This window comes from Swaminathania salitolerans (genome assembly GCF_007988945.1).
Lineage (GTDB): Bacteria > Pseudomonadota > Alphaproteobacteria > Acetobacterales > Acetobacteraceae > Swaminathania > Swaminathania salitolerans.
Genome location: NZ_BJVC01000005.1, coordinates 118,694 through 142,778, shown reverse-complemented (window position 1 = coordinate 142,778; position 24,085 = coordinate 118,694). Strand labels below are relative to the sequence as shown.

The 24,085-nt window shown below is 62.7% G+C and carries 26 protein-coding genes and 1 other RNA gene; 11 read left to right on the top strand and 16 right to left on the bottom strand.

Annotation, left to right across the window (positions count from 1 at the left end):
- From phoB to SSA02_RS10650, 6 genes are all read right to left on the bottom strand, one after another.
- Entirely contained in the window at positions 1-696 is a 696-nt protein-coding gene (phoB, locus tag SSA02_RS10675; RefSeq protein ID WP_147094069.1) for a phosphate regulon transcriptional regulator PhoB, read from the bottom strand.
- Complete coding sequence (phoU, locus tag SSA02_RS10670; RefSeq protein WP_147094068.1) at positions 693-1,409, bottom strand: phosphate signaling complex protein PhoU; 717 nt, start codon at positions 1,407-1,409, stop codon at positions 693-695. The genes phoB and phoU overlap by 4 nt, the downstream gene beginning before the upstream one ends.
- Before the next feature lie 151 nt (positions 1,410-1,560).
- Positions 1,561-2,367, bottom strand: a complete 807-nt coding sequence (pstB, locus tag SSA02_RS10665; protein WP_147094067.1) for a phosphate ABC transporter ATP-binding protein PstB — start codon at positions 2,365-2,367, stop codon at positions 1,561-1,563.
- Positions 2,368-2,385: 18 nt separating this feature from the next.
- Positions 2,386-3,264 (bottom strand): phosphate ABC transporter permease PstA, encoded by an 879-nt coding sequence (gene pstA, locus SSA02_RS10660; RefSeq protein WP_246103867.1) that lies wholly within the window; start codon positions 3,262-3,264, stop codon positions 2,386-2,388.
- Positions 3,265-3,269: 5 nt separating this feature from the next.
- Complete coding sequence (gene pstC, locus SSA02_RS10655) at positions 3,270-4,244, bottom strand: phosphate ABC transporter permease subunit PstC (protein WP_147094065.1); 975 nt, start codon at positions 4,242-4,244, stop codon at positions 3,270-3,272.
- Between the two features lie 147 nt (positions 4,245-4,391).
- Positions 4,392-5,330, bottom strand: coding sequence for a glycosyltransferase family 2 protein (locus tag SSA02_RS10650; RefSeq protein WP_246103866.1), 939 nt, complete (start codon positions 5,328-5,330; stop codon positions 4,392-4,394).
- 164 nt (positions 5,331-5,494) lie between these two features.
- On the opposite strand from SSA02_RS10650, the gene SSA02_RS10645 reads away from it, so the two are divergent.
- Entirely contained in the window at positions 5,495-7,999 is a 2,505-nt protein-coding gene (locus SSA02_RS10645; RefSeq protein ID WP_147094063.1) for a glycosyltransferase family 2 protein, read from the top strand.
- Positions 8,000-8,127: 128 nt separating this feature from the next.
- On the opposite strand, the gene SSA02_RS10640 is transcribed toward SSA02_RS10645, so the two are convergent.
- Entirely contained in the window at positions 8,128-9,339 is a 1,212-nt protein-coding gene (locus tag SSA02_RS10640) for an MFS transporter (protein WP_147094062.1), read from the bottom strand.
- Positions 9,340-9,388: 49 nt separating this feature from the next.
- On the opposite strand from SSA02_RS10640, the gene SSA02_RS10635 reads away from it, so the two are divergent.
- The 3 genes from SSA02_RS10635 (at position 9,389) to SSA02_RS10625 (ending at position 12,004) form a co-directional block, all read left to right on the top strand.
- A complete protein-coding gene (locus tag SSA02_RS10635; RefSeq protein ID WP_147094061.1) occupies positions 9,389-9,766 on the top strand; it encodes an AtzH-like domain-containing protein in 378 nt (125 codons plus the stop codon).
- Positions 9,767-9,852: 86 nt separating this feature from the next.
- Positions 9,853-10,389, top strand: coding sequence for a DNA starvation/stationary phase protection protein Dps (gene dps / locus SSA02_RS10630; protein ID WP_147094060.1), 537 nt, complete (start codon positions 9,853-9,855; stop codon positions 10,387-10,389).
- A gap of 187 nt (positions 10,390-10,576) precedes the next feature.
- Complete coding sequence (locus SSA02_RS10625; RefSeq protein ID WP_147094059.1) at positions 10,577-12,004, top strand: autotransporter outer membrane beta-barrel domain-containing protein; 1,428 nt, start codon at positions 10,577-10,579, stop codon at positions 12,002-12,004.
- A gap of 67 nt (positions 12,005-12,071) precedes the next feature.
- On the opposite strand, the gene ahpF is transcribed toward SSA02_RS10625, so the two are convergent.
- The gene (gene ahpF, locus SSA02_RS10620; protein WP_147094058.1) at positions 12,072-13,652 is read right to left on the bottom strand and encodes an alkyl hydroperoxide reductase subunit F; all 1,581 of its coding nucleotides are present in this window, start codon (positions 13,650-13,652) and stop codon (positions 12,072-12,074) included.
- 71 nt (positions 13,653-13,723) lie between these two features.
- Entirely contained in the window at positions 13,724-14,287 is a 564-nt protein-coding gene (gene ahpC / locus SSA02_RS10615) for an alkyl hydroperoxide reductase subunit C (RefSeq protein ID WP_147094057.1), read from the bottom strand.
- A gap of 145 nt (positions 14,288-14,432) precedes the next feature.
- On the opposite strand from ahpC, the gene SSA02_RS10610 reads away from it, so the two are divergent.
- Positions 14,433-15,371 (top strand): hydrogen peroxide-inducible genes activator, encoded by a 939-nt coding sequence (locus SSA02_RS10610; RefSeq protein WP_147094151.1) that lies wholly within the window; start codon positions 14,433-14,435, stop codon positions 15,369-15,371.
- A 223-nt stretch (positions 15,372-15,594) separates the two neighbouring features.
- Here SSA02_RS10610 and SSA02_RS10605 read toward each other — a convergent pair whose 3' ends face one another.
- Entirely contained in the window at positions 15,595-16,209 is a 615-nt protein-coding gene (locus tag SSA02_RS10605; RefSeq protein WP_147094056.1) for a transglycosylase SLT domain-containing protein, read from the bottom strand.
- Positions 16,210-16,693: 484 nt separating this feature from the next.
- On the opposite strand from SSA02_RS10605, the gene SSA02_RS10600 reads away from it, so the two are divergent.
- Positions 16,694-17,017 carry a hypothetical protein gene (locus SSA02_RS10600; RefSeq protein WP_147094055.1) on the top strand — a complete coding sequence of 108 codons (324 nt, stop codon included), beginning with the start codon at positions 16,694-16,696 and terminating at the stop codon, positions 17,015-17,017.
- Here SSA02_RS10600 and SSA02_RS10595 read toward each other — a convergent pair.
- Complete coding sequence (locus SSA02_RS10595; protein ID WP_147094054.1) at positions 16,984-17,223, bottom strand: hypothetical protein; 240 nt, start codon at positions 17,221-17,223, stop codon at positions 16,984-16,986. The two genes, SSA02_RS10600 and SSA02_RS10595, sit on opposite strands and share 34 nt — an antisense overlap.
- A gap of 4 nt (positions 17,224-17,227) precedes the next feature.
- Positions 17,228-18,136: an FAD-dependent thymidylate synthase gene (thyX, locus tag SSA02_RS10590; RefSeq protein WP_147094053.1), complete on the bottom strand. Its 909-nt coding sequence runs from the start codon at positions 18,134-18,136 to the stop codon at positions 17,228-17,230.
- A gap of 182 nt (positions 18,137-18,318) precedes the next feature.
- Here thyX and ssrA point away from each other — a divergent pair.
- Both ssrA and SSA02_RS10580 read left to right on the top strand, forming a co-directional pair.
- Positions 18,319-18,651, top strand: a transfer-messenger RNA (tmRNA) gene (ssrA, locus tag SSA02_RS10585).
- 90 nt (positions 18,652-18,741) lie between these two features.
- Positions 18,742-19,272: an SspB family protein gene (locus SSA02_RS10580; protein WP_147094052.1), complete on the top strand. Its 531-nt coding sequence runs from the start codon at positions 18,742-18,744 to the stop codon at positions 19,270-19,272.
- Positions 19,273-19,421: 149 nt separating this feature from the next.
- Here SSA02_RS10580 and SSA02_RS10575 read toward each other — a convergent pair whose 3' ends face one another.
- Entirely contained in the window at positions 19,422-19,952 is a 531-nt protein-coding gene (locus tag SSA02_RS10575; protein WP_246103853.1) for a TetR/AcrR family transcriptional regulator, read from the bottom strand.
- 104 nt (positions 19,953-20,056) lie between these two features.
- On the opposite strand from SSA02_RS10575, the gene SSA02_RS10570 reads away from it, so the two are divergent.
- From SSA02_RS10570 to SSA02_RS10560, 3 genes are read left to right on the top strand one after another with little or no spacing between them, the layout of a single operon-like run.
- Positions 20,057-20,623: a hydrolase gene (locus SSA02_RS10570; protein ID WP_147094050.1), complete on the top strand. Its 567-nt coding sequence runs from the start codon at positions 20,057-20,059 to the stop codon at positions 20,621-20,623.
- A complete protein-coding gene (locus SSA02_RS10565) occupies positions 20,620-21,708 on the top strand; it encodes an AbrB family transcriptional regulator (RefSeq protein ID WP_147094049.1) in 1,089 nt (362 codons plus the stop codon). The genes SSA02_RS10570 and SSA02_RS10565 overlap by 4 nt, the downstream gene beginning before the upstream one ends.
- Positions 21,709-21,740: 32 nt before the next feature.
- The gene (locus tag SSA02_RS10560; RefSeq protein ID WP_147094048.1) at positions 21,741-22,133 is read left to right on the top strand and encodes a VOC family protein; all 393 of its coding nucleotides are present in this window, start codon (positions 21,741-21,743) and stop codon (positions 22,131-22,133) included.
- A gap of 67 nt (positions 22,134-22,200) precedes the next feature.
- On the opposite strand, the gene SSA02_RS10555 is transcribed toward SSA02_RS10560, so the two are convergent.
- The 3 genes from SSA02_RS10555 to SSA02_RS10545 all read right to left on the bottom strand — a co-directional run bounded on the left by SSA02_RS10555 (position 22,201) and on the right by SSA02_RS10545 (position 23,934).
- Positions 22,201-22,425, bottom strand: a complete 225-nt coding sequence (locus SSA02_RS10555; RefSeq protein WP_147094047.1) for a hypothetical protein — start codon at positions 22,423-22,425, stop codon at positions 22,201-22,203.
- 193 nt (positions 22,426-22,618) lie between these two features.
- Complete coding sequence (locus SSA02_RS10550) at positions 22,619-23,251, bottom strand: YceI family protein (protein ID WP_147094150.1); 633 nt, start codon at positions 23,249-23,251, stop codon at positions 22,619-22,621.
- A 71-nt stretch (positions 23,252-23,322) separates the two neighbouring features.
- Positions 23,323-23,934, bottom strand: coding sequence for an FMN-dependent NADH-azoreductase (locus SSA02_RS10545; RefSeq protein ID WP_147094046.1), 612 nt, complete (start codon positions 23,932-23,934; stop codon positions 23,323-23,325).
- Between the last annotated feature and the right edge of the window lie 151 nt (positions 23,935-24,085).

The following is a 24,085-nucleotide window of genomic DNA, read 5'->3' as shown; positions in this document are numbered from 1 at the left end:
TCAGGCCTGATCGTCGAGCGCATAGCCCGCAGAACGCACCGTGCGGACATAATCGAACTCATGATCGAGATTGAGGGCACGACGCAGCCGACGGATATGCACGTCGATCGTACGCAGCTCGACATGGACATTGGACCCCCAGACTTTCTGCAGCAGATCCTCGCGCGAGAATACCCGCCTCGGATGACGCATCAGGAATTCGAGCAGACGGAACTCGGTCGGCCCCAGAACGAGCTGCCGCCCGCTCCGCTCGGCCCGATGCGTCTGGAGATCGAGCTGAAGATCGGCAAAGGTCAGGATGTTCTGCTTGGCGGGCTGGGTGCGCCGGAGCAGCGCCCGCAATCTGGCGTCGAGTGCCTCGATGCTGCACGGTTTGGCGATATAGTCATCCGCACCGCTATCGAGCCCCCTTATGCTGTCCTGCTCGTCCGCACGCGCCGTCAGCATAAGGACCGGGAGATCGTGCAGGGACGCCGTGCCCCTGATACGACGGCAGAGATCGATTCCGGACATGCCCGGAAGCATCCAGTCGAGCACGATGGCATCGGGGCGGTTACGCGAAATGGAGTCCCAGGCCTGCTCGGCCTCGGGATAGGCCGAAACATCGTAGCCGAGCTTGTCGAGATTGTAGCGGATCATCAGCTGGAGGGATGGATCGTCCTCCACCACGACGATCCTGACGAGCGACCCGCTCATCGGGCGACCGCGTCGTCCCCGGTGGAAAGTCCACCGCGAGGACGCACCGCAGGCAGGTTGTCGCCCGTGACCGCGTAATAGACGCGCTCGGCAATGTTCGTCGTGTGATCGCCGATCCGTTCGAAGTTCTTGGCGATGAACAGGAGATGCGTGCAGGGGCTGATGTTGCGCGGATCCTCCATCATGTATGTCACCAGCTCGCGGAACATGGCGGTATAATATTCATCGACCTCGCGATCGGCCTGCCAGACCTCGGTCGCCCGGTCGGCATCCTGCTGCGTCACGGCATCGATCACCCGACGCAGGTTCTCCTGCACCAGCCGCCCCATGCTGCGCAGCCCGGAAAGGGAGATCTGACGATCGACGAGATCGAAGCGCTGGCTGCGCCGTGCGATCGAGGCGGCATAATCGCCGATCCGTTCGAGATCGCCTGTGATCTTGAGGGCAGCGACGATCTCGCGCAGATCGCCCGCCATCGGGCTGCGCAGGGCGAGAAGCCGTATGGCGAGCGCCTCGACATCGCGCTCGAGAAGATCCACCTGCGGATCCTGTGCCGGCGCCGCCTGGGCAGCCTCCTCGTCATGTTCGGTCACGGCGGCCACGGCCTGCGCGACCTGACTTTCGACGATGCCGCCCATGCGCGCCATCATGGCGCGCATCCGGTCCAGTTCCTGCTCGTAACTCTTGACGGTATGAACGCTGTCCGTTGGCATCTCTCTCATTCCCACCCGCTAGCCGCGATCCTGAAGCATCGTTGTCGAATACCGGCATCGAATACCGGTCCGGGAGAACCGTGCCCTCCCCCTGCGCTCCGGCGCATCTCCTCACCCGTATGGAGGAAATCCGTCCGGGTGCGACCCGCTTCTATCCGAAACGACCCGTGATATAGTCCTGCGTCTGTTTCTGACGCGGATTGGTGAACATCCGGTCGGCACTGTCCATCTCGATCAGCGTGCCGAGATAGAAGAACGCCACCTGATCGGCACAACGTGCCGCCTGCTGCATGTTGTGCGTCACGATCGCGATCGTGAAATCGCGCTTGAGTTCATCGAGCAGCTCCTCGATTCGCGCTGTCGAAATCGGATCGAGCGCCGAAGTCGGCTCGTCGAGAAGCAACACCTCGGGACGGGTCGCGATGCTGCGCGCGATGCACAGACGCTGCTGCTGGCCGCCCGACATGCCGGAAGCAGGCTCGCGCAGGCGGTCGCGCACCTCTTTCCACAGAGCGACGCGGGTAAGCACGTCTTCCACCCGGGCATCCATTTCATGACGCGAGAGCTTCTCGTGCAGGCGCACACCGAAGGCGATATTGTCGTAGATCGACATCGGAAACGGTGTCGGCTTCTGGAACACCATGCCGATCCGTGAGCGGAGTGTGTTCAGATCGAGCGCAGGATCGAGAATATTCGCACCGTCGAACATCACCGATCCGGTGGCTTTCTGCCCCGGGTAGAGATCGTACATCCGGTTGAAGATACGCAGCAGCGTGGATTTTCCGCAGCCCGACGGACCGATCATGGCGGTCACGCTCTGCTTGCGGAAATCCATGGAAATCGATTTGAGAGCCTGCTTCTCGCCGTAGTAGAAATCCAGATCCCTGACCTCGAGCGCCGCATCCCGGGACTCGGGATCGGCCTTCTGGTCCGGAGATTCATGCAGGGCTTCGCTCATGAGCCTGTCGTCCTTTGCCTATGACTGTTTCTTGCGGAAGCCGAACCGCACGATGATATTGATCCCGAGCACTCCGAGCGTGACGAGAAGCGCGCCCGTCCAGGCGAGACGCACCCAGTCGTCATAGGAGGCCCCGGCATACTGATAGATGGCGATCGGAAGACTTGCCATCGGCCTGTCGAGGCTGAAAGACCAGTTCTGGTTGCCCAGCGATGTGAAGAGCAGAGGCGCCGTCTCACCGCTGACCCGGGCGAGAGCGAGAAGAATGCCGGTCAGCACGCCCGGCGCAGCAGAACGCAGACACAGGAAAAGCACCACGCGCCAATGCGCCGCGCCCAGAGCAGCGCCTGCCTCGCGCATCGCGACGGGAACGAGCCGCAGCATGTCTTCTGTGGTCCGCACGATGATCGGCACAGCGAGAATCGCCAGTGCGACCGAACCCGCCAGACCCGAGAAATGCCCGAAAGGCGCCACGAGAACGAGATAGACGAACAGACCGATCAGGATGGATGGCGCAGAGAGCAGAACATCCGAGACGAATCGGACCGAGGTCGCAAAACGCGACCCGCGACCGAACTCGGAGAGAAAGACGCCGCAGCCAAGTCCGATCGGGGTGGCGATGAGAAGCGCCACCACCGTCTGGATCACGCTGCCGACGATGGCATTCGCCAGCCCGCCATTCGTCCCCGGCGGCCCCATCGGGTGAATCAGCGCCGCGATGGAAAGACCGGCAATGCCATTGCGAAGCAACGTCCAGAGAATGGATGCAAGGGCGATCACGAGCAGAGCCGTTGCCCCGAGACTCAGCGCCGTCGCAAGACGATCCGTCACGAGGCGGCGCGTTGCGCGCGGCCCCTTGCGCCAGCCCTGCCCCATTGTCCGGCCCGTATCCTTCATGCGGCTCATGCCTTTTTCTCCCGTAGCAGCCAGCGGGCGAAGGCAAGCGTGGTGAAGGAGAGAAGCATGAGAATGAAACCGAGGGCGAGCAGGGAAGAGAGCTTGAGGCTGCCCGCTGCACTCTCTGGAAATTCGAGCGCCACGAGAGACGCCACCGTGTTGCGCGGCGCAAAGAGCGACCAGCCGATGGTATTGGCGTTGCCGATGACGAAGGTGACGGCCATCGTCTCGCCGAGCGCGCGCCCCATGCCGAGCACGACGCCACCGATCATGCCGGCACGGGACCAGGGAACGATCACCCGGCGCATCACTTCCCACCGCGTGGCCCCGAGCCCGTAGGCGCTTTCCTTCAGCATCGGCGGCATCACGGCAAAGACGTCACGCATGACCGCCGTGACGAAAGGCGTGATCATGACCGCCAGAACGATGCCGCCCGTAAGCAGGCCATAGCCGAACGGCGCGCCATGCACGAGCCAGCGTATGACGGGCACATGCCCGAAATGATGACGGAAGAAGGGCTGGACGTGCTGCGCCATGAAGGGGACGACGATGAAGAAGCCCCACATGCCGAAAATGATCGACGGAACGGCTGCGAGCAGCTGCACGGCTGTTCCGACGATGCCTGCGATGACGGGTGGCGCAATATTGGTCAGCCAGAAAGCCGCACCGAAAGCGAGCGGCACCCCGATGAGAATGGCGATCAGGGTCGAGCCGAGCGTTCCGAAAACGGGAGCGAGCGCGCCATACTGGTTCGTCACCGGGTTCCAGATGTTGGAGACGACGAACTCCGGACCGAATGTGGCGAATGCCTTGCTGCCACCGAAGGCCATGGTCAGAACGAGGCCGCCCAGTGAGACCAGAACCAGAAGGGCACAGAAACCGACAACGAGGCGAAAGAGGCGATCCCCTTTCCAGAGCGGAGTCGCCCTGGCTTCCTGGAGCGGTGCAGGCGTGGTCCGCGGAGCGGGTGCGCGTTTCATTCGATCAATACGTCCTGGCTCGGGCAGACAAGATTTATCATCACGGCACGGTGTGCCAGCCTGTCGTGTAGCTTTACCGCTGGCGAGAGACAACAATCCACACGGTCGAGCCGCGATGAATCTTTCATGACATGACCCTGAACACCCTCAGAAACGCCGCCCTTCCGCATGGCCGTGCAAGAGAAAATGCATGAGCGGGCCGAGTGGCCATCCTTTCACATCCGGGTTGATGCGCTCATAGGCGCTGCCTGACCAGCGTCGCAGAGCCGGACCGTCCGGAAACATCACGGGGCCGTCCTCCATCGCAGACGAGAGATCCGACGGGCTTCGCGCCCAGTTCAGGACGAGGCAGGGCGTCCCTTCATACCGGCGCAGATAACTGTCCTCCCCGGCAAGGAGAATACCGACCAGATGCTGCCCGGGCATGTTCGGCGTTGCGGCGTAACGCAGCAAGGCATCGCGATCGTCGGGATCGATGAGCGAATTCGCCAGCTTGAGCCGTGCGCGTCGCTGCATTTCCGCAAAGCCGTGATTGTGCCAGTGAAGATAGGTGAAGCGGGAGAGCGCATAGCCGCTCTCCAGTCGGGAGGCGGGGGTGTGCTGACCGTTATCGATGAGGGCGATGCTGCGTGCGGGCAGGAATCCCTTGATGAAAGCCCTGTCCACCGAAAACCAGCCCGGTCTGGCCGGGTGATTGAACAGGGACGACCCGATCCTCAGGGCGCGGCGCTCGGGACGGAGTCGCGCGAATTCCGCAAGGATCCGCCCGGCCGAGGTCGAGACTCCGTCATCCTCCACGACCGCGAGAAACTCGTCGCAATCGACAGGAAGCGCGAAATCATAGGAGCCCGTCCGGTCCCATTCCCGGATCTGCGCGCCAAGATGCTGACCCTTGCCGTGGAAATCGGCCGGATCGGAGCAGTCGTACCGTATTGTGGCACCGCATCGACGGGCATGGTCAAGAAGATGCAGGGTCAGGGGATCGACCGAGCCATTATCGAAGATCGTCAGGGCGTCGAAACCGAAGATCCGCGCATAATATCCGAGCCAGGCCATCAGCAGAGGCCCCTCGTCGCGCTGCATCATCACCACGCGTATTCTCGGTCGATTTGTAATGAATCGTCTCCTGACGCAAAGATAGCCTTTCCTCGTCTGGTCAGGAAACGCCGCTTGCGGCATTTTTTCCAGTAACGAGATATGTATGGTCCGCAGATCTGCGAACCGCGCACGTTTATCGAGAAAGACGACAGATGAAGGCCCCATCCGCCCCCAGCCCCTTTACCGGTTACTGCGACGGCCTGCAGGACGACGCGATTCACGGATGGGCCATCAATCGTCTCCATCCCGATCGTCCCGTCCATCTCCACATCCTGATAGACGGGCAGGAAATCGCACGTGTGGAGGCAGATCAGCCCCGGGGAGACGTGCAGGCCGCACTCAGACTCCCTCATGACCGTGTGGGATTCCGGTTCCGGCTTCCGCCCGCCTGCCTTGACGGCGCACCCCATACGCTTTCGATCCGGATGCCCGATCGTACCGTTCTCAGGATCTCGGACGAGACGGCCGAAGGCGGTCAGAGAGAGCAGCTCTCCTTTTCGCTGACGGCGCGCCCCGATTACACGAGCTGCGTGGACGGCATCAAGCAGGGCGCCCTGCGCGGCTGGGTGCTGCAGAAAATGCCTTCCGAGACCGAGTGGCGCGGCGGGTGCATCGTTTCTGTCACGGCCAACAACGTTCTCGTCGCGCAGGCCCGTGCCGACCGCTATCGCGGCGACGTGGCCGCCGCGGTCGGGTGCGATCCGCATTGCGGTTTCGATGTGCCGATCCCCCAGCGCTTCCGGGGCTCTTCACCGCGCAGCTTCTCGGTTCGGGTCCTGCCGGAGGGCGATGAGCTGATGGGCAGTCCTTTCACGAGTTCCATCGCGGACGATGCGCTGGAGACCAGGCTGCTCGATATCGCCGAGACCATCGACCGGCTGCATCGCGAACTGACCCGGCTGCGCACCGAGATCCGCAACACGATTCCGCAGGCTGGCTACAATCTCGGCAATTACGATCGGTGGGCGGCGCTCTACTACCAGGCCCTCCGGGAGCGGACGGCCCTGCTGCGCACCAGCGCGCCGCTCACACGCGAACCCCTGGTGAGCATTCTCTGTCCGACCTACAAACCGCTACGCGCCGATTACGTCACCGCCATCGAATCCGTGCTGCGTCAGAGCTACCGCAACTGGGAACTCATCCTGATCGACGATGGCATGGTATCTGCCGAAACCACTGCGCTGATCGAGGCGTACGCCAGAAAGGACGCCCGTATCCGTCCGGTCTTCCTGAAGGAGAATCTCGGCATCTCCGGCGCCACGAACAAGGGCATGGACGCAGTCCGCGGAGAATACACGCTGTTTTTCGACCATGACGACATGCTCGTCGATGTCGCGGTCGAGACGATGCTGCGCAAGGCGCTCGAGACGAAGGCGGCCCTGCTGTATTCCGATGAAGACAAGGTCGATCAGAGCAATAACTGGCAGGCGCCCAATTTCAAGCCGGATTTCAACTATCGCTATCTGCTCGGCTGCAACTATATCTGCCATCTGACGATGGTCGAGACAGAGGCCATGCGCGCCATCGGCCCTCTGCGCGCGGCCTATGACGGGGCGCAGGACCATGACTTCATCCTGAGAGCCTGCGAATATCTGGACCATGAGCGCATCGCCCATGTTCCCGATCTTCTCTATCACTGGCGTATGACGCCGAACTCCACCGCCGTCACGGTCGGCAACAAGAACTATGCGATCCAGGCCGGGATCCGCGCCGTCTCGGATCACCTCGCCCGGCGCGGGTTCGAGGCAAAGGTCACATCGATCAACGGATTGACCCTCTACCGGGTGGACTGGGCCTTCACCGCCACGCCTTCCGTCTCGATCGTCATTCCCTTCAAGGATCAGGTCGAGACGACGCAACGCTGCGTCGAAACCCTTCTCGAGCGTACCGATTATGCGAATTTCGAGATCGTTCTCGTCGATAACTGGTCGGTCACCCCGGAGGCCGGGGCTTTCCTCAGATCCTTTGACGATCATCCGCGCGTCAGACACATGACGATCGAGGAGCCCTTCAACTACGCGCGGCTGAACAATATCGCTGCCGCGACCTGCTCCTCCGAATATCTCGTCTTCATGAATAACGATGTCTTCGTCGAGACCGCGGACTGGCTCCGGCTGATGGTCAACGAGGCGCTCGCGGGAGACGATGTGGGGGCGGTCGGCGCACGGCTTCTCTATCCCAACGAGACGATCCAGCATGCCGGTGTGGTGGTCGGCCCGGCCGGGATCGGCGCCCATGCCCATCGGGGCTGCGGCCCGGGCGATTACGGCTATATCGGCCGTATTCTCCTGACCCACGAGGTCACTGCCGTCACGGCGGCTGCCATGCTGGTCCGCCGTTCGGTGTTCGAAACCACGGGCCGCTTCGATGAGGAAGGTCTGAAGATCGCCTATAACGATGTCGATCTCTGTCTCAGGATCCGCGCGAACGGCTATCGCATCGTCTATTGTGCCGAGGCCCTCGCCTCCCATCACGAGAGCCTTTCGCGCGGTTCGGACGATGTCCCTGAGCAGGAAGCGCGTTTCTTCGAGGAAAGCCAGATCATGCAGTCGCGCTGGGCCGGGCACCCGCTTTTCGAGCGCGATCCTGCCTATTCCCGGTTCTTCACCGTGGATCTTCAGCCTTTCTTCGATCTGGTCGACCCCGCCTCGACCTGATCCGGCCGGACCGCCCCCCCTCGAACGCCCTCTGGAGGTACCGGAGGTGCCGGAGAAGGTACTCCCGGGGAGCGGCGCCCGCGGGAATCAGATCCGCCGGGGATCGGTTCGGGAGCAGGAAACCCGGGTCAGAGCCGGGGCGGCGTTTTGCGCTTGGATCTGAAATCATCCGCGATGCTGAGCAGATAGATCGCAAACCCGCCGAGAGAGAGACACAACCCGACCCAGCCGACCGAGGTCCAGCCAAGCCCGGCGGATACGGCGAGGCCGCCGAGCCAGGGGCCGACCGCATTCGCGATATTGAATGCGCTCTGGTTCAGTGCCGCGGCGAGCCCTTCGGCGCCGACCGCTACCGTGAGCAGTCTTGCCTGGACCACCGTTGCAAGCCCCCCGCTTGCACCGATCATGAAAACATTGATCGCGAGCGGCACGAATTTATGAGCGGCCTCGGGAAAGCCTGCCATCGAGGCGGCGCCCATCAGGAGCACCCCGGCAAGGGTCGGCATCATCTTGTGATCCGCAAGCCACGCACAGACCAGCGTGCCTATGGTCATGCCGATGCCGAAAATCGCGAGCATGACTGGCACGGTCGATTCGGGCACTTTCGTCACGTTGATCATGATGGATGCGAGATAGGTATAGACGCAGAACACGCTTCCGAATCCGACCGCCCCGATCGCCAGCGTGAGCCAGACCTGCTTGATCCTGAGAGCGGTGAACTCGTTGAGGATGCTCGCATCCCGCCGTGGCGCATCCCTGGGAGCGAAAAGTGCAAGCAGGGACGCCGTGCACAAGGCCAGAAAACCGATCAGTGCGAAAGCCCAGCGCCATCCCACGACCTGACCGATACCGTTCGCGAGCGGGACGCCGCCGATGGTCGCGATCGTCAGACCGAGAATGACCCGCCCTACCGCCTGGGAGCGCTTGTTCGGCGGCACGAGAGACGATGCGAGAATACCCGCGATACCGAAATATGCGCCATGCGGAAGACCGCTTACGAAACGACAGACCAGAAAGAGCAGATAATTCGGCGCAACAGCGCTGAGCCCGTTGCCGAGCATATAGAGCAGCATCATGCTGATGAGCATCGTGCGGCGGCTGATACCTGCGCTGAAAAGGGCGATGGTGGGCGCGCCGACGCACACGCCCGCAGCATAGAGCACGATGGCATGCCCGGCCTCCGGATCGCTGACGCCGAAGCTGCGGGCGATCATGGGCACGAGGCTCATGGCCGCGAATTCCGCGGTTCCGATCGCAAAGGCGCCCAGCCCCAGACTGAAAAAAATGATGCGAATATCGCGCACCGACCGAGCCAGATCGCCGGATCCGAAGCCGCTCATGCTATCCTCAGAGAAACAGTCGTTTTGTCATCATGATCGAGGCGCGTCCATGAAATCCTCCGCTTACCCCGATACGCTCTCTGCTCTTACAGCCGCGTCAGATCAATACGAAGAGGCTCTTGCAGGAAATAACATTCCGTTGCTCGATGCGCTGTTCAGCGCCTCGCCCTCCACCATTCGTCTGGGTGCGACCGAAAACCTGTTCGGTCCTGACGAGATCGCCGCCTTTCGACGCGCGCGCAAAGGGGGCGCCCCCCGCCGTACGCGGCTGCGTCGGGAAATCGTCGCGCTGGGGCCCGATGCAGGCTGCGTGACGATCATTTTCCGAACCGAGCCCGACGGACGCACGGGACGTCAGACCCAGAGCTGGATTCGCGAGGGAGAGAGCTGGCGCATCCTGGTCGCCCATGTCTCTTTTCTTTCCTGAGCGGGAAACTCCCCTTGTCGCATATGCGTTGGATCGTCATCGCCTATCGCGAATATCCGACAGCAGAAACGGTAAGGTAGCTAGAAATGACTGCGAAGAAAACGATGCATACGACACAGAACTCGACGAAGTCGAACACCAAGGCCGTATCTATCGAGACCCTGAATGCACGGCTCGCCGATCTCATCGATCTGGCCCTGATCACGAAGCAGGCGCACTGGAACCTGAAAGGTCCGCAGTTCATCGGTGTCCATGAAATGCTCGACGGCTTCCGTGGCAGCATCGACGATCTGACGGACAAGGTAGCCGAGCGCGCCGTCCAGCTGGGCGGCACCGCCTATGGCACGACGCAGGATGTGACGAAGAGCTCGTCCTGCACCCCTTATCCCACGGATATCTACAGGATCGCCGACCATATCGCGGCTCTGATCGACCGTTATGCCACGGTCGCGAACAACGTGCGTGCAGCGATCGACGTGACGGACGAGGCAGGCGACGCCGATACATCCGACCTGTTCACGGAAGCCTCGCGTGCGCTGGACAAGCATCTGTGGTTCCTGGAAGCCCACACGCAGGAGCCGACCGGCCAGATGCGCGACGGGGACCATACCGGCGCCCGCTGATCCCGATCGACCCGACCGATTCGAAAAACCCGTATCACTGATACGGGTTTTTTTTGTTCCCGTGCCCTGAAACGTATGGGTTTTCTCCGATACGCCCCTCATGATTAACGACGCTTAACCGTGATTTAGCGTGGTTTTAACGAGACTCCCCGCCCTATTCCCTTCTCACAGCTGGGAATGAAAAAGGATGGCAATCGTCACGATCGTCGGGGCATCGGGAGCCGCGATTCTGGTCACTGTCAATGGCGCGCGGGCGCAAGCCATGGCCGAACGCTATTCGGAGCAGATGAAATCCGCACGCGATGCGAATACCCTGACCAGCGTCAGGCTGACACCGGGCGAGAACGCAGCCCCGACGGATCGTCGCGCCCTGCTCCAGGGCCTCGTGACGACGGGTGGCAGCTATGCGCCGGTCGGAGGCTACGGCTTCATCGGAGTCGGCGGCTGGGAAGGAGATGAGAGCGGAACGCCACCCGCCATGCTCGACCAGCCGGTCACGATCGACGGTGCGGGACTGACGAGCGAGACGCTCTCGGTTCTCGGAGGCTCGACGGGCGGTCTCGTCTTCCGGGCAGGGGCTTCGTCCGGCATGTTCGCGGCGGTCGCCGGGCAGAACTTCTTCGACGGTGGCGTCGGCCAGGGCGACTGGACGATTACCATGGCCGACGGCAACGATACGGTGACCGCGACGCGAGGCACGAACAATATCTATGCCGGCACCGGACGCAATCTCATCATGCTTCATCAGGGCGTGAACCATGTCGTATCCGAGGGAAGCGACACGATCACGGGAGGCGACGACGCGCAGAACACCGTCACCCTGATGGGCGGAAGCAGCCAGGTGTCCCTCGGCAGCTTCACCATGATTGCCGACATGGCAGCGATGGGAAGCACGATCCGCGTCGGAGACCGAAGCACCGTTATGGGCGGAAACAGCTCCAATGTGAGCTTTCTCGGCGACAGGGGTACGATCGCCGGATCGAATGGCGATACCATATCCGCGCTCGGCTCCCTGCAAATCCTGCAGGGCACCGATCAGACTGTAAGCGTTGCGGGCGCATTGCAGTTCATAGGCGGTACGGGAACCACATCCATCGCCGCGCGCATGGCGACGTTGTGGGGCGCCCATCGCCTCGATGCGACCCTCTCGGTCAGCGAGGCCGCCAACTGGTCGGGCAACCAGTCCGGAACACGAGACGACCAGAAAATCGATGCCTCCGCCTCGGCGGGACGTCTGGATGCCTGGACCGGCGCGGGAAGCCAGACCGTGATCGGCGGGAGTGCGGCAGACCAGTTCGTCTTCGGCACGCGCTACGAGGGAAGCGACGGCGCGACCTATGCGACGGTTACCGGCGGAAGCGGGGCGGATAACATGTTCGGCGTTCTTGCCGATCACACAGCCGGTGACGTCACGATCACCGATTTCGGGGCGGTCAGCGGCAATCGCTTCTTCATGTACAACTACAAGCCGGAGGATGCCGACGAAGCGGCCAGACACCTTCTTGCAACGGCGACGATACAGGGCGGCAATACGCAGATCACGATCGATTCGAATCTTACGGTCACGTTCCTGGGCGTGACCGATCTGAGGAGTTCGCAGCTCATCATCAGCTGATGAAAGGCCGCCCTGCGTGATTCCTCCGGGTCGCCTCCTGCCCGAAGGAATCACGAGATACAGCCGATCAGGCCGCGGGCGGCAAATCGGCGCCGGTCGGCAGACGGATGAGGTAGTCGAATGCCGAAAGCGCCGATTTCGCCCCTTCGCCGACCGCGATCACGATCTGCTTGTACGGCGTGGTCGTGGCATCGCCGGCAGCGAACACGCCCGGGGCGGATGTTGCGCCGTGATCGTCGATCTCTATTTCGCCGAACGCATTGAGGCTCAGTGTTCCGCGCAGCCAGTCGGTATTCGGCAGCAGGCCGATCTGGACGAAGACACCGTCGAGCGCAAGAGAGTGATCCTGACCGTCTCCTCCGCGATAGGTCAGGCCCGTGACCTTCGAGCCGTCTCCCTCGATCCGCGTGGTGAGCGCCTCCGTCAGAACGGTCACATTGGGCAAGCTGCGCAACTTGTCCTGCAGGACCCGGTCTGCCTTGAGCTTCGAGCCGCGCTGAAGCAGGGTGACGTGCCCCACGATACCGGCCAGATCGATCGCGGCCTCCACGCCGCTATTGCCGCCTCCTGCGACCGCCACGCGCTTGCCCTTGTAGAACGGACCGTCGCAATGGGGGCAATAGGCCACGCCCTTCGTGCGATACGTCTCCTCACCCGGCACGCCGAGCTGGCGCCAATGCGCGCCGGTCGCGAGAATGACCGTACGGCTGTGCAGGATGGCGCCGCTTTCGAGGGCGATTCCGTGCATCGCTCCGGGGCTGGCGGCCGGGAAAAGCTCCTTCGCCCGCTGACCCGCGATGATCTCGACCTCATAATCGCGGACATGCGCCTCGAGCTGCGCCGAAAGTCTCGGCCCCTCTGTCTCCCTGATGGAGATGAAATTCTCGATCCCCGCTGTATCCATGACCTGACCGCCGAAGCGATCGGCCACGAGCCCCGTGCGCAATCCCTTCCGGGCGGCATAGACGGCCGCAGATGCCCCTGCCGGACCGCTCCCGACGATCAGAACGTCGAAAGGCGCCAGATCCCGCAATCGCTCGGCCGCCCGACGCGGGGCATCCGCGTCGAGCTTCGCGAGGATCTGATCCGCATCCATGCGTCCGGAACCGAATGGCACTCCGTTCAGATAGATCTGCGGCACGGTCATGATGTTGCGCGCGGCCACCTCTTCCTGAAAAAGGGCGCCGTCGATGGTCGTCACGCTGATGGCCGGATTGAGCACGCTCATCGCGTTGAGGGCCTGAACCACCTCGGGACAGTTCTGGCACGAGAGAGAGACGAAGACGTCGAAATGGAAATCTCCCGCGAGCCGGCCGATCTGCTCGGCCGTTGCCGGCGCGATCTTCGGCGGATGCCCGCCGACCTGCAGGAGGGCCAGAACGAAGGACGTGAATTCGTGCCCCATCGGGATCGCCGCGAAGGTGACGCCGCTCCGGCTGTCTTCCCGCCGGATCAGGAAAGACGGGCGTCTGTCGGCTATCCCCGCTTCGGAAAATGTCACTTTGTCGGAAAGGGCAGAAACGTCCTCGAGCAGAGCCTGCATCTCTCTCGCCTTGTCGCTGCCATCGAGGGAGGCTTCCAGCACGATCGGCGCGGCGAGGTTTGCGAAATAGGCTTCCAGCTGTGTCCTGATGGACTCCTGCAACATCGGCGGGCTCCTGCTCTTTCCGAAAAAATGCGATGGGTGCGGCCCGGCCGGTATGGCCGGGCCTGCAAACCTCAGATCTTGCCGATCAGGTCGAGCGACGGGGTCAGGGTCTCACCGCCTTCCTTCCACTTGGCAGGGCAGACCTCGCCCGGATGGGCGGCGACGTACTGGGCTGCGCGGATCTTCTCGATCAGTTCCTCTGCGGAGCGACCGACGCCGCCCGAGGTGATCTCGATATACTGGATCTTGCCTTCGGGATCGATCAGGAAGGTACCGCGATCGGCCATGCCGGCTTCCTCGATCAGCACGTCGAAATTGCGGCTGATCTGGCCCGTCGGGTCGGCAAGCATGACGTATCTGATCTTGCCGATTGCCGGAGACGTGTCGTGCCAGGCCTTGTGGGTGAAGTGCTTGTCGGTCGAAACGGAGTAGATCTCGACGCCGAGCTTCTGGAACGTCTCGTAATTATCGGCGAGATCTTCCAGCTCCGTCGGGCAGACGAAGGTAAAATCGGCGGGATAGAAGAAGAAGACCGACCAGTTTCCCTTGACGTCCACATCGGACACCTTGATGAACTTGCCATCATGGAAGGCATCGGTTTCGAAAGGCTTCAGTGCCGAGTTGATGCGTGGCATCTCACATGCTCCTTGCTTGCGCTTCATTGTCGTATGACGGGCACACAGTCCCATGGATACGAACGCCGCGGAAATCGTTTCTGTCAATGGCTATGACAGGTAGAACCTTTTTTGAGAATGGCAAGATATGGTCTTATCTATGGCCATGACGTATATTCCCCTTTCCGGCCTCTCCTTGCGTGACATCGAATATGTCGTGGCGGTCGACGATCTGCGCAATTTCTCGCGCGCGGCGGAGCGCTGCGGCGTCAGCCAGGCAGGGCTTTCGGAGCAGGTGCGCAAGCTGGAGATGCTGCTCGACGTCGCGTTGTTCGAACGCTCGAGGCGGCATGTCACCCCGACGCCCGACGGCATCCGTCTGATCGCAATGGGACGCGAGGTTCTGGCCTCGGCGCGCGCCCTGATCGAGGCTGCGCGTGCGCGAACGGGGCCGCTCGAAGGTCTGCTCCGGATCGGGGTCATCGCAACGCTCGGCCCCTATTACGTTCCGAGCCTTCTGCCCATGCTCCGCCGGTCCTATCCCGAGTTGCGGATCCAGCTTACCGAGAGCCTCACCACCCCCATGCTGTCGAAGCTCCGGCAGAACGAGCTCGATCTGGTGTTTGCCGCACTCCCCGTTGCCGGTGAGTGCTTCGAGACGGCCCCGCTCTTCGACGAACCTTTCCTTGCGGCGATCCCAAGGACGCATCCCCTCGCGACGCGCGAGCCCCTGGCGATGCAGGATCTGGCCGACCATGCCGGAGGAGGGGATCTTCTGCTTCTGGAAGACGGCCATTGTTTGCGCGACCAGGCTCTGGCCGTCTGTGGCACGACCCCTTCGCGGGATCAGCAACGCCTCGCCACGAGTCTCGAGATGCTCTGGCACATGATCGGCGCCGGAGAGGGATATTCGCTCATTCCCCAGCTCGCGCTCAGGAACCGGTCGGAATGGGATGAGCTGGTGGCGACCCGGCCGGTTCCCTCGGCGCGCCGCAGCATCGGACTGGTCTGGCGCAGTTCCGATCCGCGCGGGCCGGCCTTTCGTGAATTTGCGAAATTCCTGCGCGGCAACATTCCCGATGGCTGTCATCAGCCCGGGATGTAGCCTGCCCCGGAGGCAAGCGTCTCCGGATGTAACCCGCCCCTGAGGGAACCTTGCCGCGTCCCCTGTGCGGGCCGGGTATCGGGCATCGGGCAGGAAATCCCCTCGAGAACCCCCTCACGAATCCTCTCAGGGCGGACCGCCATCGCGCGTCATGGCGCGTGCCCTGAGGCAATCACGACGGCGGCACGGATCGGCGCCGGATCCGCGTCCCGCAGGATTCCGGTCAGAAAAGCCAGCTCCAGAAACCGTGATCGCGCAGCGCCTTCTCGCATTGCGTGTATTGCGCCGCATAGACATTCGCGCGCGCGCCGACCTTGCGAGCCACCGTCATCAGCCAGGGTTTGCTGCGATAGCTGCGGCGGCGATATCCGCCCCAGCCCTCGTGATAGGCAAGATACTGGCGCATGCCATCGGTCACGGGCACGCGGGTCTGCTTCTTCGTGGTCGTGATGTACCAGTTGATGAAATCGAGGGAATCCGCAAAGCTTTCCCGGCTCGCGCTGGTATCGTTCGCGCGCTCGTAATCGCGCCAGACATCGGTTTTCGCCTGGGGATATCCATAAGCGGTGGTGACATACCCCCAGGGGATGAACCACAGGATATAGGTCCGCTTCGTGTGCAGATTGCTGTGATAGCCCGATTCCTGGTACATGATGGACATGGGCACCGAAAACGGGACGTTCCACTTTTTCTCCTGCCGCAATGCCGCATGATACCAGCCGCGTTTTTCGCGGAATATGGAGCAGAGATCGTCGGGATGAGCCGGAGGGGATGGTGTGCAGGCAGACAGGCCGCACCCTGCCAGAACCAGTGCGGCTAGCGGTTTTCTGACGGACACAACGCTCCCCCTTCCCTCTGCTCCCGCCTGCATGAAGACGATGACGCACCCGGAACCGGAGGGGAACGCAGGCGCGGCGTTGCATTGCAGGCGCGGCAAGGTAGCGCATTCAGCCCGGCGAGGCGACAGACCCTCATCCCTGCCACGCGCGCGAAAATCTCCGCTTGCGGAACGGCGAAGCAGGAAGAAGCGTATTGATGACGCGTATCGACAAGGTGCAACATGCGCAAAGGCGGCCTCTCCCGACCGACCGGGCAACGGAATGCCGGATCGCCCGGGTGCAAGCCCCCGGGTGCCAGACTACCCGGGTGCCAGATTACCCGGGTGTCAGATCGCCCGGGTGCGAGCACACCCGGGTGCGAAGACGCGCGGGCACGAAAGCGCTCCGGTCGGAACAGGTCTGCGGAGGCCGGTCGGAAGCTGCCGGGATACCGGATACACGCGCAGCACGGCCATTTTTCATCGATGATCCGGGGAGAAACGCATGAGCGACAGGATACAGGAGACGGACAGCGAAGCGCAGCGCAGGAGACGGCTCGGCCTGCTGATCGCCCGGCTTCCCGACCGGCTTCAGCGTGCCACGCGCTGGCTGCTCGCCCCCGGCCGGGCCTGGTTGCGTATTCCTGCCGGCATTCTCTTCCTGCTGGGCGGTTGCCTGGCCTTTCTTCCGGTTCTGGGCCTCTGGATGCTGCCTCTGGGGTTTTTCCTCCTGTCGGAGGATATCCCCTTCCTGCGACGGCTGAGCGGCCGGATCCTCGCCTGGATGGAAGCCCGTCACCCCGGATGGCTTGGCTTGTCCGGCTCGTGACGGATGCAGGCGGTTTGCGCCGCCTCACCACCCGGCGGGCATTCCGCCAGAGGTTCGGAAGACGGAACGGGCCAGAAGAAATGAATTGAGAGCGAGATCGCGATCAGAACCACAGCCACCAGCGCCCAGGGCAGGATGGGCGGCAGGCGCGGAGGCGGCGCACGATCGGGAACACCGTCCGCCATGATCTGCCTCAGATCGGTCATGCGCCTATCCCCGCGACAGGGCGGCCTGCATTTCGTCCCATTCCCGCTTGCTCAGGCCGGATTCCGACTGAAGAACCGTCTCCCCTGCGAGCTGACGCCGCAACACCGACATCATCCCCGATGAGAAGGTGAAGGCCCCCAGACGGTAATCCTCGAACGCCTGTGCAGTAATGGGCACCCAGGCGCGCAGGATGTCGAGCATGGCCTCGGCATAGACACGGATCTCGTACTGGGCATGGCTGTCGGCGCGCAGGCTGAGGAAATGCAGCAGATTATGGAGATCGATCTTCCAGTACCACTGCGTGTAGGTATTGAGGGTCAGGTTCATGCGTGCGAGTTCGCGCGCAAGCCCATACCCCTCGGGATCGAGCATCGTCTCGTAATGATCGTAGCAGCGCGCGGCGTCCTGACGCAGCAGGTCGAGCACTTCGGCCGCCTTTTCGGGAGAGAGCGCCCCGGCGCGGCCCTGACGGTTCGACACGCTCTGCGCCGATACCTGCTGGGGATCGGGCAGATAGAATTCGCGGTCCAGAATCGAATAGCGCGCCGAATATTCGTTCACATTCGCCATGCGATGGCGAATCCACTGACGTGCCACGAATACGGGCAGCTTCACATGGAACTTGATCTCGCACATCTCGAACGGTGTCGAATGGCGATGGCGCATCAGATAGCGGATCAGCCCCGTATCCTCGGAAACCTTCTTGGTGCCGCGCCCGTAGGAAACGCGCGCAGCCTGCACGATGGCCCCGTCATCGCCCATGTAATCGACGACACGGACGAATCCATGGTCGAGCAGTTCGGTGGGGGTGAAGAGAATCGCCTCCAGGGCAGGCACGGTCGGCCGGCTCGTCTGGGATGGCGTGAGGCGGGAGGCGTCGATCTCGGCGCGTTGTTCTGGTGTCAGCGGCATGGGTCGAGGCTTATCACAGGACGGCCAGGGAAGACACCAGCTGAAGAAGCCAGCTGTCGAATATCACAGTGTGTTTCGATGTGCAGGCATGCGCCCCCCGGCAAAAGCCCGCAAGGCGGATCGCCGTCACGATCCATCGCGATCGCCCGCTCCCCGATCGCCCGCTCCCCGAAGCCGGGCGCCCTCTTGCCGCGATGGCCGCAAACGCCTATATGCATCGGTGCCGGAGGGCTTGCCCTTGGCTATGGCGATAAACGGTAAGTGGAATAATCGTTACGGACCCGGGGGCAGTGCCCGGCGTCTCCACCATTCCTTCCCGAGGGCCTTGCCCAACGGAAAGTCAGGGGACGAAACAGGCTCGACGTGCGTGGTAAAGACTTGCCTTTTGCCCGGCATTGTACCGCCGTTATCGGGCTAAATCACAAGTGCCAATGATAACACAAAGGTGCTCGCTGTCGCTGCATAAGCGATAAGCGCGGTTCGGGAGGGCACCGGGCAACAGAAGCCCTCCCACTTTTGCGGTATTCCGCCCTTCCCTGCCCTTGCCACATGCCCTGAAACGTCGCATCCCTCACGGATCAGTCTCACTATATGGATCGACGAGCATGAGCGATGATCAGGATGACGGCATGGATCACGAACTGCCAGAAAGCCTGCTGCCCTATGACGAATGGGTCGAAGACGCCTATCGCGAGGTGATGCTGCGGGCGCTGGACCATGCCAGCGTCGAGGGATTGCCGGGTGAGCATCACTTCTATCTCACCTTCCTGACCGATTACCCCGGAGTCGCGATTCCGGACCGGCTCAGGGCGCAATATCCCCACGACATGACGATCGTTCTCCAGCACCAGTTCTGGGATCTCAGGGTCGACCGCGAAGCGATGACGGTTTCGGTCGGGCTGTCTTTCGGTGGCATCGGCAGCATGCTCGTCATTCCGTTCGCCGCGATCACGGCATTTGCGGATCCGCATATCCGCATGGCGCTGCGCTTCTCGGTCGAGCCGGTCGAGTCCGTGGATGAAGAGCCGCAGACGCATGTCACGGAGGCGGAGAGCGACGACGCCTCTTCCCCCGCTCCCTCGGGCGAAGAGGGACAGGTGGTCAGCCTGGATGCCTTCCGCAAACGCCCGCACTGAACGCGCCCCCCTGCCCCGAACCGCCGTCATGACTGGCCGTGCCTGGGGTCCGCGCCCAAGGCCCGCCCGGGGCCGCGCTCGGTGGCCGCACCTGGAGGCCGCGCCTGGGGTTCGTGCCAGCAAGCCCGCCGCAGGGCGTCAGACGCGTCTCAGCGGGCGGCCAGCAAACGCAGCACGATCTTGCGAAGCTCGCCCTCTATCGCTGCGTCGTCCTCCCCCGTCACAAGCTGCGGGGCGAGCTTGAGCACATGAAGCAGAACCACCCCCCTTGCCGGCGCCGAATCGCGCGCCGGGGGATGAACCTGCGCGAGCAGCGCAATCACCCGTGAGAGAAACCGCGCACGCCATTCTTTCGTGACGGTCTCCGCATCGGGCCGCGCAGCCATGAGCAGGGTGGTATAATCGCGCTCCGCCCGCCTCCCGAGCCAGAGCTGCATCAATCCCGTTGCCGCGTCTTCCCATTCTCCGGGGCCGGTTGTCGCACAGATCCGGTCCAGCGCCTCGAGACGATCGTGAATGAAGCGCTCGAGCAACGTCGTCGCGATACTCTCTCTCGTCGGGAAGAAGCGATAGAGCGAACCGATCGCCGTCCCCGACCGGGCGGCAATCTCGGTCATGGTCGCGCCCTCGACTCCTTTCTCGACAAAGACCGCGCCGGCCGCATCGAGAATACGCGCCACACGCTCGCGCCCGCGCTGTCTCTTCGGCGGAACCGCGTTTGACTTATGCGAGGAAATCCTCGCATAAGTATCGGGTGACGTTTCCATCGGCGAAAGAGTCCTCCATGATTTCCCTCGATCCCAAGACAACCGCGCTCGTCCTGATCGACCTCCAGAAGGGCATTCTGACTATGCCCGTCCTTCCCCATACGAGCCAGGGCGTTCTGGAGAAAGGGATGACGCTCGCCGGATCCGCCCGTGCCGCCGGTAGCCCGGTCGTGCTGGTCCATGTCGGTTTCGCGCCCGATTTCGCCGACGCTCCACCCGGCATCGTCGATCAGCCGCCCGGCGTCGCGTCCCCCCTGCCTGATGACTGGACTTCATTCGCGCCCGGTCTCCGGCAGCCTTCGGATCTTGTGGTACTGAAGCGTCAATGGGGCGCATTTACCGGTACGGATCTCGATCTTCAGCTGCGTCGACGGGGGATAAGGACGATCGTCCTGGCCGGAATCGCGACGAATCTCGGCGTGGAATCCACTCTGCGTCATGCCTGGGAACTCGGTTATGACGTCGTCGTCCCCGAGGATGCCTGCACCTCGCTGAGCGAGGCGCTGCACCGGATGGCCTTCACCCATATCTTTCCGCGGCTGTGTCGCGTCACCCGCACGAACGAGATCGTATTCGGCGAATGATCGCGCAGGCGCGTGTCTTCCTGATCCTGAGCGCGCTCTCCGCTCTTCTGGCCACGGGGCTGGGTCTGGTCGGATTTCCGGCCGCCCTGCTGCTCGGCCCCATGCTCGCGGCCATCGTCGTCTCGACGCGCGGCCATTCCATAGCGCTGCATGCCCGTCTTCCCGTCATCGCCCAGGCGATCATCGGCCAGCTGATGGCTCACGGCCTCACTGCGCAGGTCCTGCGGGAGATAGGCGCTCACTGGGCCATTTTTCTGAGCGGTGTCCTGTCCGTCGTCTTCATCAGCTTTTCGCTCGGTCTTTTGCTGACGCGCCTGCGCGTCATGCCCGGAACCACGGCCCTGTGGGGCGCGTCGCCCGGAGCGGCCACGGCGATGCTGCTGCTCTGCGAGGATTATGGTGCCGATCAGCGTCTCGTGGCCTTCATGGTCTATCTCCGTGTCCTGATGGTCACGATCGCAACCTCGGTCGTCGCCCATTTCGCCCTCGTCGGCGCTGGCCAGGTCCGTCATGTTTCCGGGGCGCTTCCGGTCTCGCCCTTCGCCTTCTGGCCCTGCCTGCCGCTCATCGCCTGCGCGGTGCTGCTCGCCCCCTTCATACGCAGCGGCGCCGCACCGCTGCTGACAAGCATGATCGGCGGTGTGGTGCTCCAGGCCGGATTCGGCGTGCATTACAGCCTGCCCTTCTGGCTTCTCGCCCCGAGCTATGTCGTCATCGGCTGGATGATCGGACGCCGGTTCACCCGCGATGTGCTGCACCATGTCCGGCGGGCTCTGCCTGCTGTAGCCCTTTCCACAACCGTGCTGATTGCCGGATGCGCCCTTCTCTCCTGGCCGCTCGCGCATATCGCCCATGTGGATCCGTTGAGCGCCTATCTCGCAACCAGCCCGGGAGGCGCGGATTCCATCGCGATCATCGCGGCTTCGGTCCCCATCGACGTTCCATTCGTGATGGCGATGCAGATCGCCCGCTTCCTCGTTCTGCTCGCGATCGCACCGGCAATCGCGACGCGACTCGCCCGCCTCGCACCGGACGGGCATGGCGCCCGCTCTAGTCAGGGACGGCGGAACACTGATAGTGCTTGAGCCAGGCCTCTGTCAGCGAAAGTCCGGACCTCATGCGTTTTACAGTCGATCGCCTCGACCATATCGTTCTCACGGTTCGTGATCGCACCTTGTCCGCCAACTGGTATCAGCATGTTCTGGGCATGGAGATCGAGGAATACGGACGCAACAACCGCGTCTCGCTCTGTTTCGGCGGTCAGAAGATCAATCTGCGCCCGATGGAGTCCGAGGGATGGATCACCGCAGAAAAGGCGGCGCCGGGCGTGAGCGATCTGTGCTTCACGACCGCCATCGATTCGGAAAACATCATCCGTCATCTGGAGAAATGCGGTGTAACGCTAATCGAGGGGCCGGTTACACGCATCGGAGCGCTGGGGCCGATCACCTCGATCTACATCCACGATCCCGACCGGAACCTGATCGAGATCGCGTCCTATCAGGGTTAGGACGAAAAACGGAGCGCAGGGCGCGCCTCCCACAGGAGGAACGCGCCCTGCGCGACCGGCTCGTCCGTTACCAGTTCTTGCTGATCAGCCAGAACTCCTCAGAGGTCAGGGTCACGAGACCACCGCCCGGGAGCGACGTCTCGGCTGCGGCGCTCGCCAGAGCCTCGATCCGCTCGATCATGAGGGTCTTGCGGATATGTGCCTCGGATTCCTCGCGAACCTGACCGAGCGCTGCAAGGGCGGATTTGGACGCCTTGGCGACGCGAACGGCATCGAGAGCGGCATAGGACATGATGGATACTCCGGTAATTGCGGTGAGCGGAGTCTAGAACAGCACGGCCAGGATTTGAATTGTCCGAATGCAGGAACGCAGCCCCGTACGAACGCAAGCCTGCTGGAACGCAGGAATATCCCCGGACCGGGCTGGAGCATGACGTGCTCATGCCCGGTTCGGGGAAATGCGCGATACGGTGCGGGATCGACGATCAGGACGCTTTCTCGAATGCGCCTGCGATATGCAGCGTCACCTGGTCGCCGACCAGCGGCACATAGCGCGATACACCGAATGCGCTGCGCGAGATCACCGTGCTGCCCTCGAACCCGACCGTTTCCTTCTTGTCGAGCGGATTCACGCCGCTGCCGATCAGCCGTGCCTTGAGGGTGACGGGTCTGGTCACGCCATGCAGGGTAAGATCGCCCGTGATCGTAGCGGTGCTGCTGCCGGTGCGCGTCACATGCGTCGAGACGAAACGGGCAGAGGGATATTTCGCGGCATCGAACCAGTCGGCCGACTTCAGCTCGCTATCGAGCTTGGCAGCCGTGGTCTGGACCGAAGCGATGGGCAGGGTCACGTCCAGCTTCGTCGCCTCGATATGGGCGGGGTCGAGCACGAGCGTACCCGAGGCCTGCGAAAAGAAGCCCGAAAATGCAGTGAATCCCATATGCATGAGCGTGAATTCGACCTGCGTGTGATAGGGCTCGACCGTGTAGCGTCCCGCCTGCACGGCGCCGGGGGCGGATATGCCGCCCTTCGGTGCGGGGGCCTCGGCCCGGGCCTGCGGGATGGCAACGAGGGCGGCGAACAGGGCCGTCCCTGCGAAAACGGTCTTGCGGAACATGGTCTTGCCGGGAATGGTCTTGTTGAGAAAGATCTTGTTCATGGGGGAAAAACTCCTTGGGGCCGGATCGTTCAGAGGGTCAACGCGGCGATATCGGCTTCGGCGGCACGCATGGCCGCATCACGGGCCTCCGCCCCGAGGCTCAGCCCCTCGGCACGGATCCAGTGCACCGCGCCGAGCCCCACGAAACCGAGCACATCGGTCATATAGGGCTCCTGATGATCCATCGCCGCCGCCGGGCTGCCCGGCGTGTATGTGCCCCCGCGCGTGGAAATCAGGATCACCTTCCTGCCTTCCGGGAGCAGGCCGACGGGGCCATTCTCGCCGTAGCGGAACGTTCTGCCCGCCACCACGATACGATCGACCCAGTTCTTGAGCTGGGCGGGAATGGCGAAATTGTACATGGGGACACCGATCACCACGATATCGGCGGCGAAGAGTTCGTCCACATGCGCATTGTCCCGCGCCAGATCGGCCTGGATCGTCTCGTCGGTCACCTCGGCGCCGAAACGCGCAGCCACATGAGCAGCGGAGAGAACCGGGATCGGATGAGCTGCGAGATCGTGATAGACGATCTCGGCCCCGGGATGCGCGGCCTCGAGATGGGCGACAGTCCGGGCCGTCAGGGCACGGCTGGCGGAGTTGTCGCCGAGAATGCTGGAATCGATATGCAGGATCTTCATGATGCGGGCGTCCCTGTTCAGGCCAATGACGGTCGGGCGGAAGCGCCTGCGAAAAGGTCTTCCTCCGCTCTTCCCGCATAGCCTCCCACAGCACGACCTATCTCGACACTCAGTATCTTCCGATGGATAGTATCGGCTTTGCTTATGAGTG

What these genes read in the sequence shown, in the direction of transcription:
- phoB (WP_147094069.1), bottom strand. Translation starts at nt 696, where the DNA reads ATGAGCGGGTCGCTCGTCAGGATCGTCGTGGTGGAGGACGATCCATCC.
- phoU (WP_147094068.1), bottom strand. Translation starts at nt 1,409, where the DNA reads ATGCCAACGGACAGCGTTCATACCGTCAAGAGTTACGAGCAGGAACTG.
- pstB (WP_147094067.1), bottom strand. Translation starts at nt 2,367, where the DNA reads ATGAGCGAAGCCCTGCATGAATCTCCGGACCAGAAGGCCGATCCCGAG.
- pstA (WP_246103867.1), bottom strand. Translation starts at nt 3,264, where the DNA reads ATGAAGGATACGGGCCGGACAATGGGGCAGGGCTGGCGCAAGGGGCCG.
- pstC (WP_147094065.1), bottom strand. Translation starts at nt 4,244, where the DNA reads ATGAAACGCGCACCCGCTCCGCGGACCACGCCTGCACCGCTCCAGGAA.
- SSA02_RS10650 (WP_246103866.1), bottom strand. Translation starts at nt 5,330, where the DNA reads ATGATGCAGCGCGACGAGGGGCCTCTGCTGATGGCCTGGCTCGGATAT.
- SSA02_RS10645 (WP_147094063.1), top strand. Translation starts at nt 5,495, where the DNA reads ATGAAGGCCCCATCCGCCCCCAGCCCCTTTACCGGTTACTGCGACGGC.
- SSA02_RS10640 (WP_147094062.1), bottom strand. Translation starts at nt 9,339, where the DNA reads ATGAGCGGCTTCGGATCCGGCGATCTGGCTCGGTCGGTGCGCGATATT.
- SSA02_RS10635 (WP_147094061.1), top strand. Translation starts at nt 9,389, where the DNA reads ATGAAATCCTCCGCTTACCCCGATACGCTCTCTGCTCTTACAGCCGCG.
- dps (WP_147094060.1), top strand. Translation starts at nt 9,853, where the DNA reads ATGACTGCGAAGAAAACGATGCATACGACACAGAACTCGACGAAGTCG.
- SSA02_RS10625 (WP_147094059.1), top strand. Translation starts at nt 10,577, where the DNA reads ATGGCAATCGTCACGATCGTCGGGGCATCGGGAGCCGCGATTCTGGTC.
- ahpF (WP_147094058.1), bottom strand. Translation starts at nt 13,652, where the DNA reads ATGTTGCAGGAGTCCATCAGGACACAGCTGGAAGCCTATTTCGCAAAC.
- ahpC (WP_147094057.1), bottom strand. Translation starts at nt 14,287, where the DNA reads ATGCCACGCATCAACTCGGCACTGAAGCCTTTCGAAACCGATGCCTTC.
- SSA02_RS10610 (WP_147094151.1), top strand. Translation starts at nt 14,433, where the DNA reads ATGACGTATATTCCCCTTTCCGGCCTCTCCTTGCGTGACATCGAATAT.
- SSA02_RS10600 (WP_147094055.1), top strand. Translation starts at nt 16,694, where the DNA reads ATGAGCGACAGGATACAGGAGACGGACAGCGAAGCGCAGCGCAGGAGA.
- SSA02_RS10595 (WP_147094054.1), bottom strand. Translation starts at nt 17,223, where the DNA reads ATGACCGATCTGAGGCAGATCATGGCGGACGGTGTTCCCGATCGTGCG.
- thyX (WP_147094053.1), bottom strand. Translation starts at nt 18,136, where the DNA reads ATGCCGCTGACACCAGAACAACGCGCCGAGATCGACGCCTCCCGCCTC.
- SSA02_RS10580 (WP_147094052.1), top strand. Translation starts at nt 18,742, where the DNA reads ATGAGCGATGATCAGGATGACGGCATGGATCACGAACTGCCAGAAAGC.
- SSA02_RS10570 (WP_147094050.1), top strand. Translation starts at nt 20,057, where the DNA reads ATGATTTCCCTCGATCCCAAGACAACCGCGCTCGTCCTGATCGACCTC.
- SSA02_RS10565 (WP_147094049.1), top strand. Translation starts at nt 20,620, where the DNA reads ATGATCGCGCAGGCGCGTGTCTTCCTGATCCTGAGCGCGCTCTCCGCT.
- SSA02_RS10560 (WP_147094048.1), top strand. Translation starts at nt 21,741, where the DNA reads ATGCGTTTTACAGTCGATCGCCTCGACCATATCGTTCTCACGGTTCGT.
- SSA02_RS10555 (WP_147094047.1), bottom strand. Translation starts at nt 22,425, where the DNA reads ATGTCCTATGCCGCTCTCGATGCCGTTCGCGTCGCCAAGGCGTCCAAA.
- SSA02_RS10550 (WP_147094150.1), bottom strand. Translation starts at nt 23,251, where the DNA reads ATGTTCCGCAAGACCGTTTTCGCAGGGACGGCCCTGTTCGCCGCCCTC.
- SSA02_RS10545 (WP_147094046.1), bottom strand. Translation starts at nt 23,934, where the DNA reads ATGAAGATCCTGCATATCGATTCCAGCATTCTCGGCGACAACTCCGCC.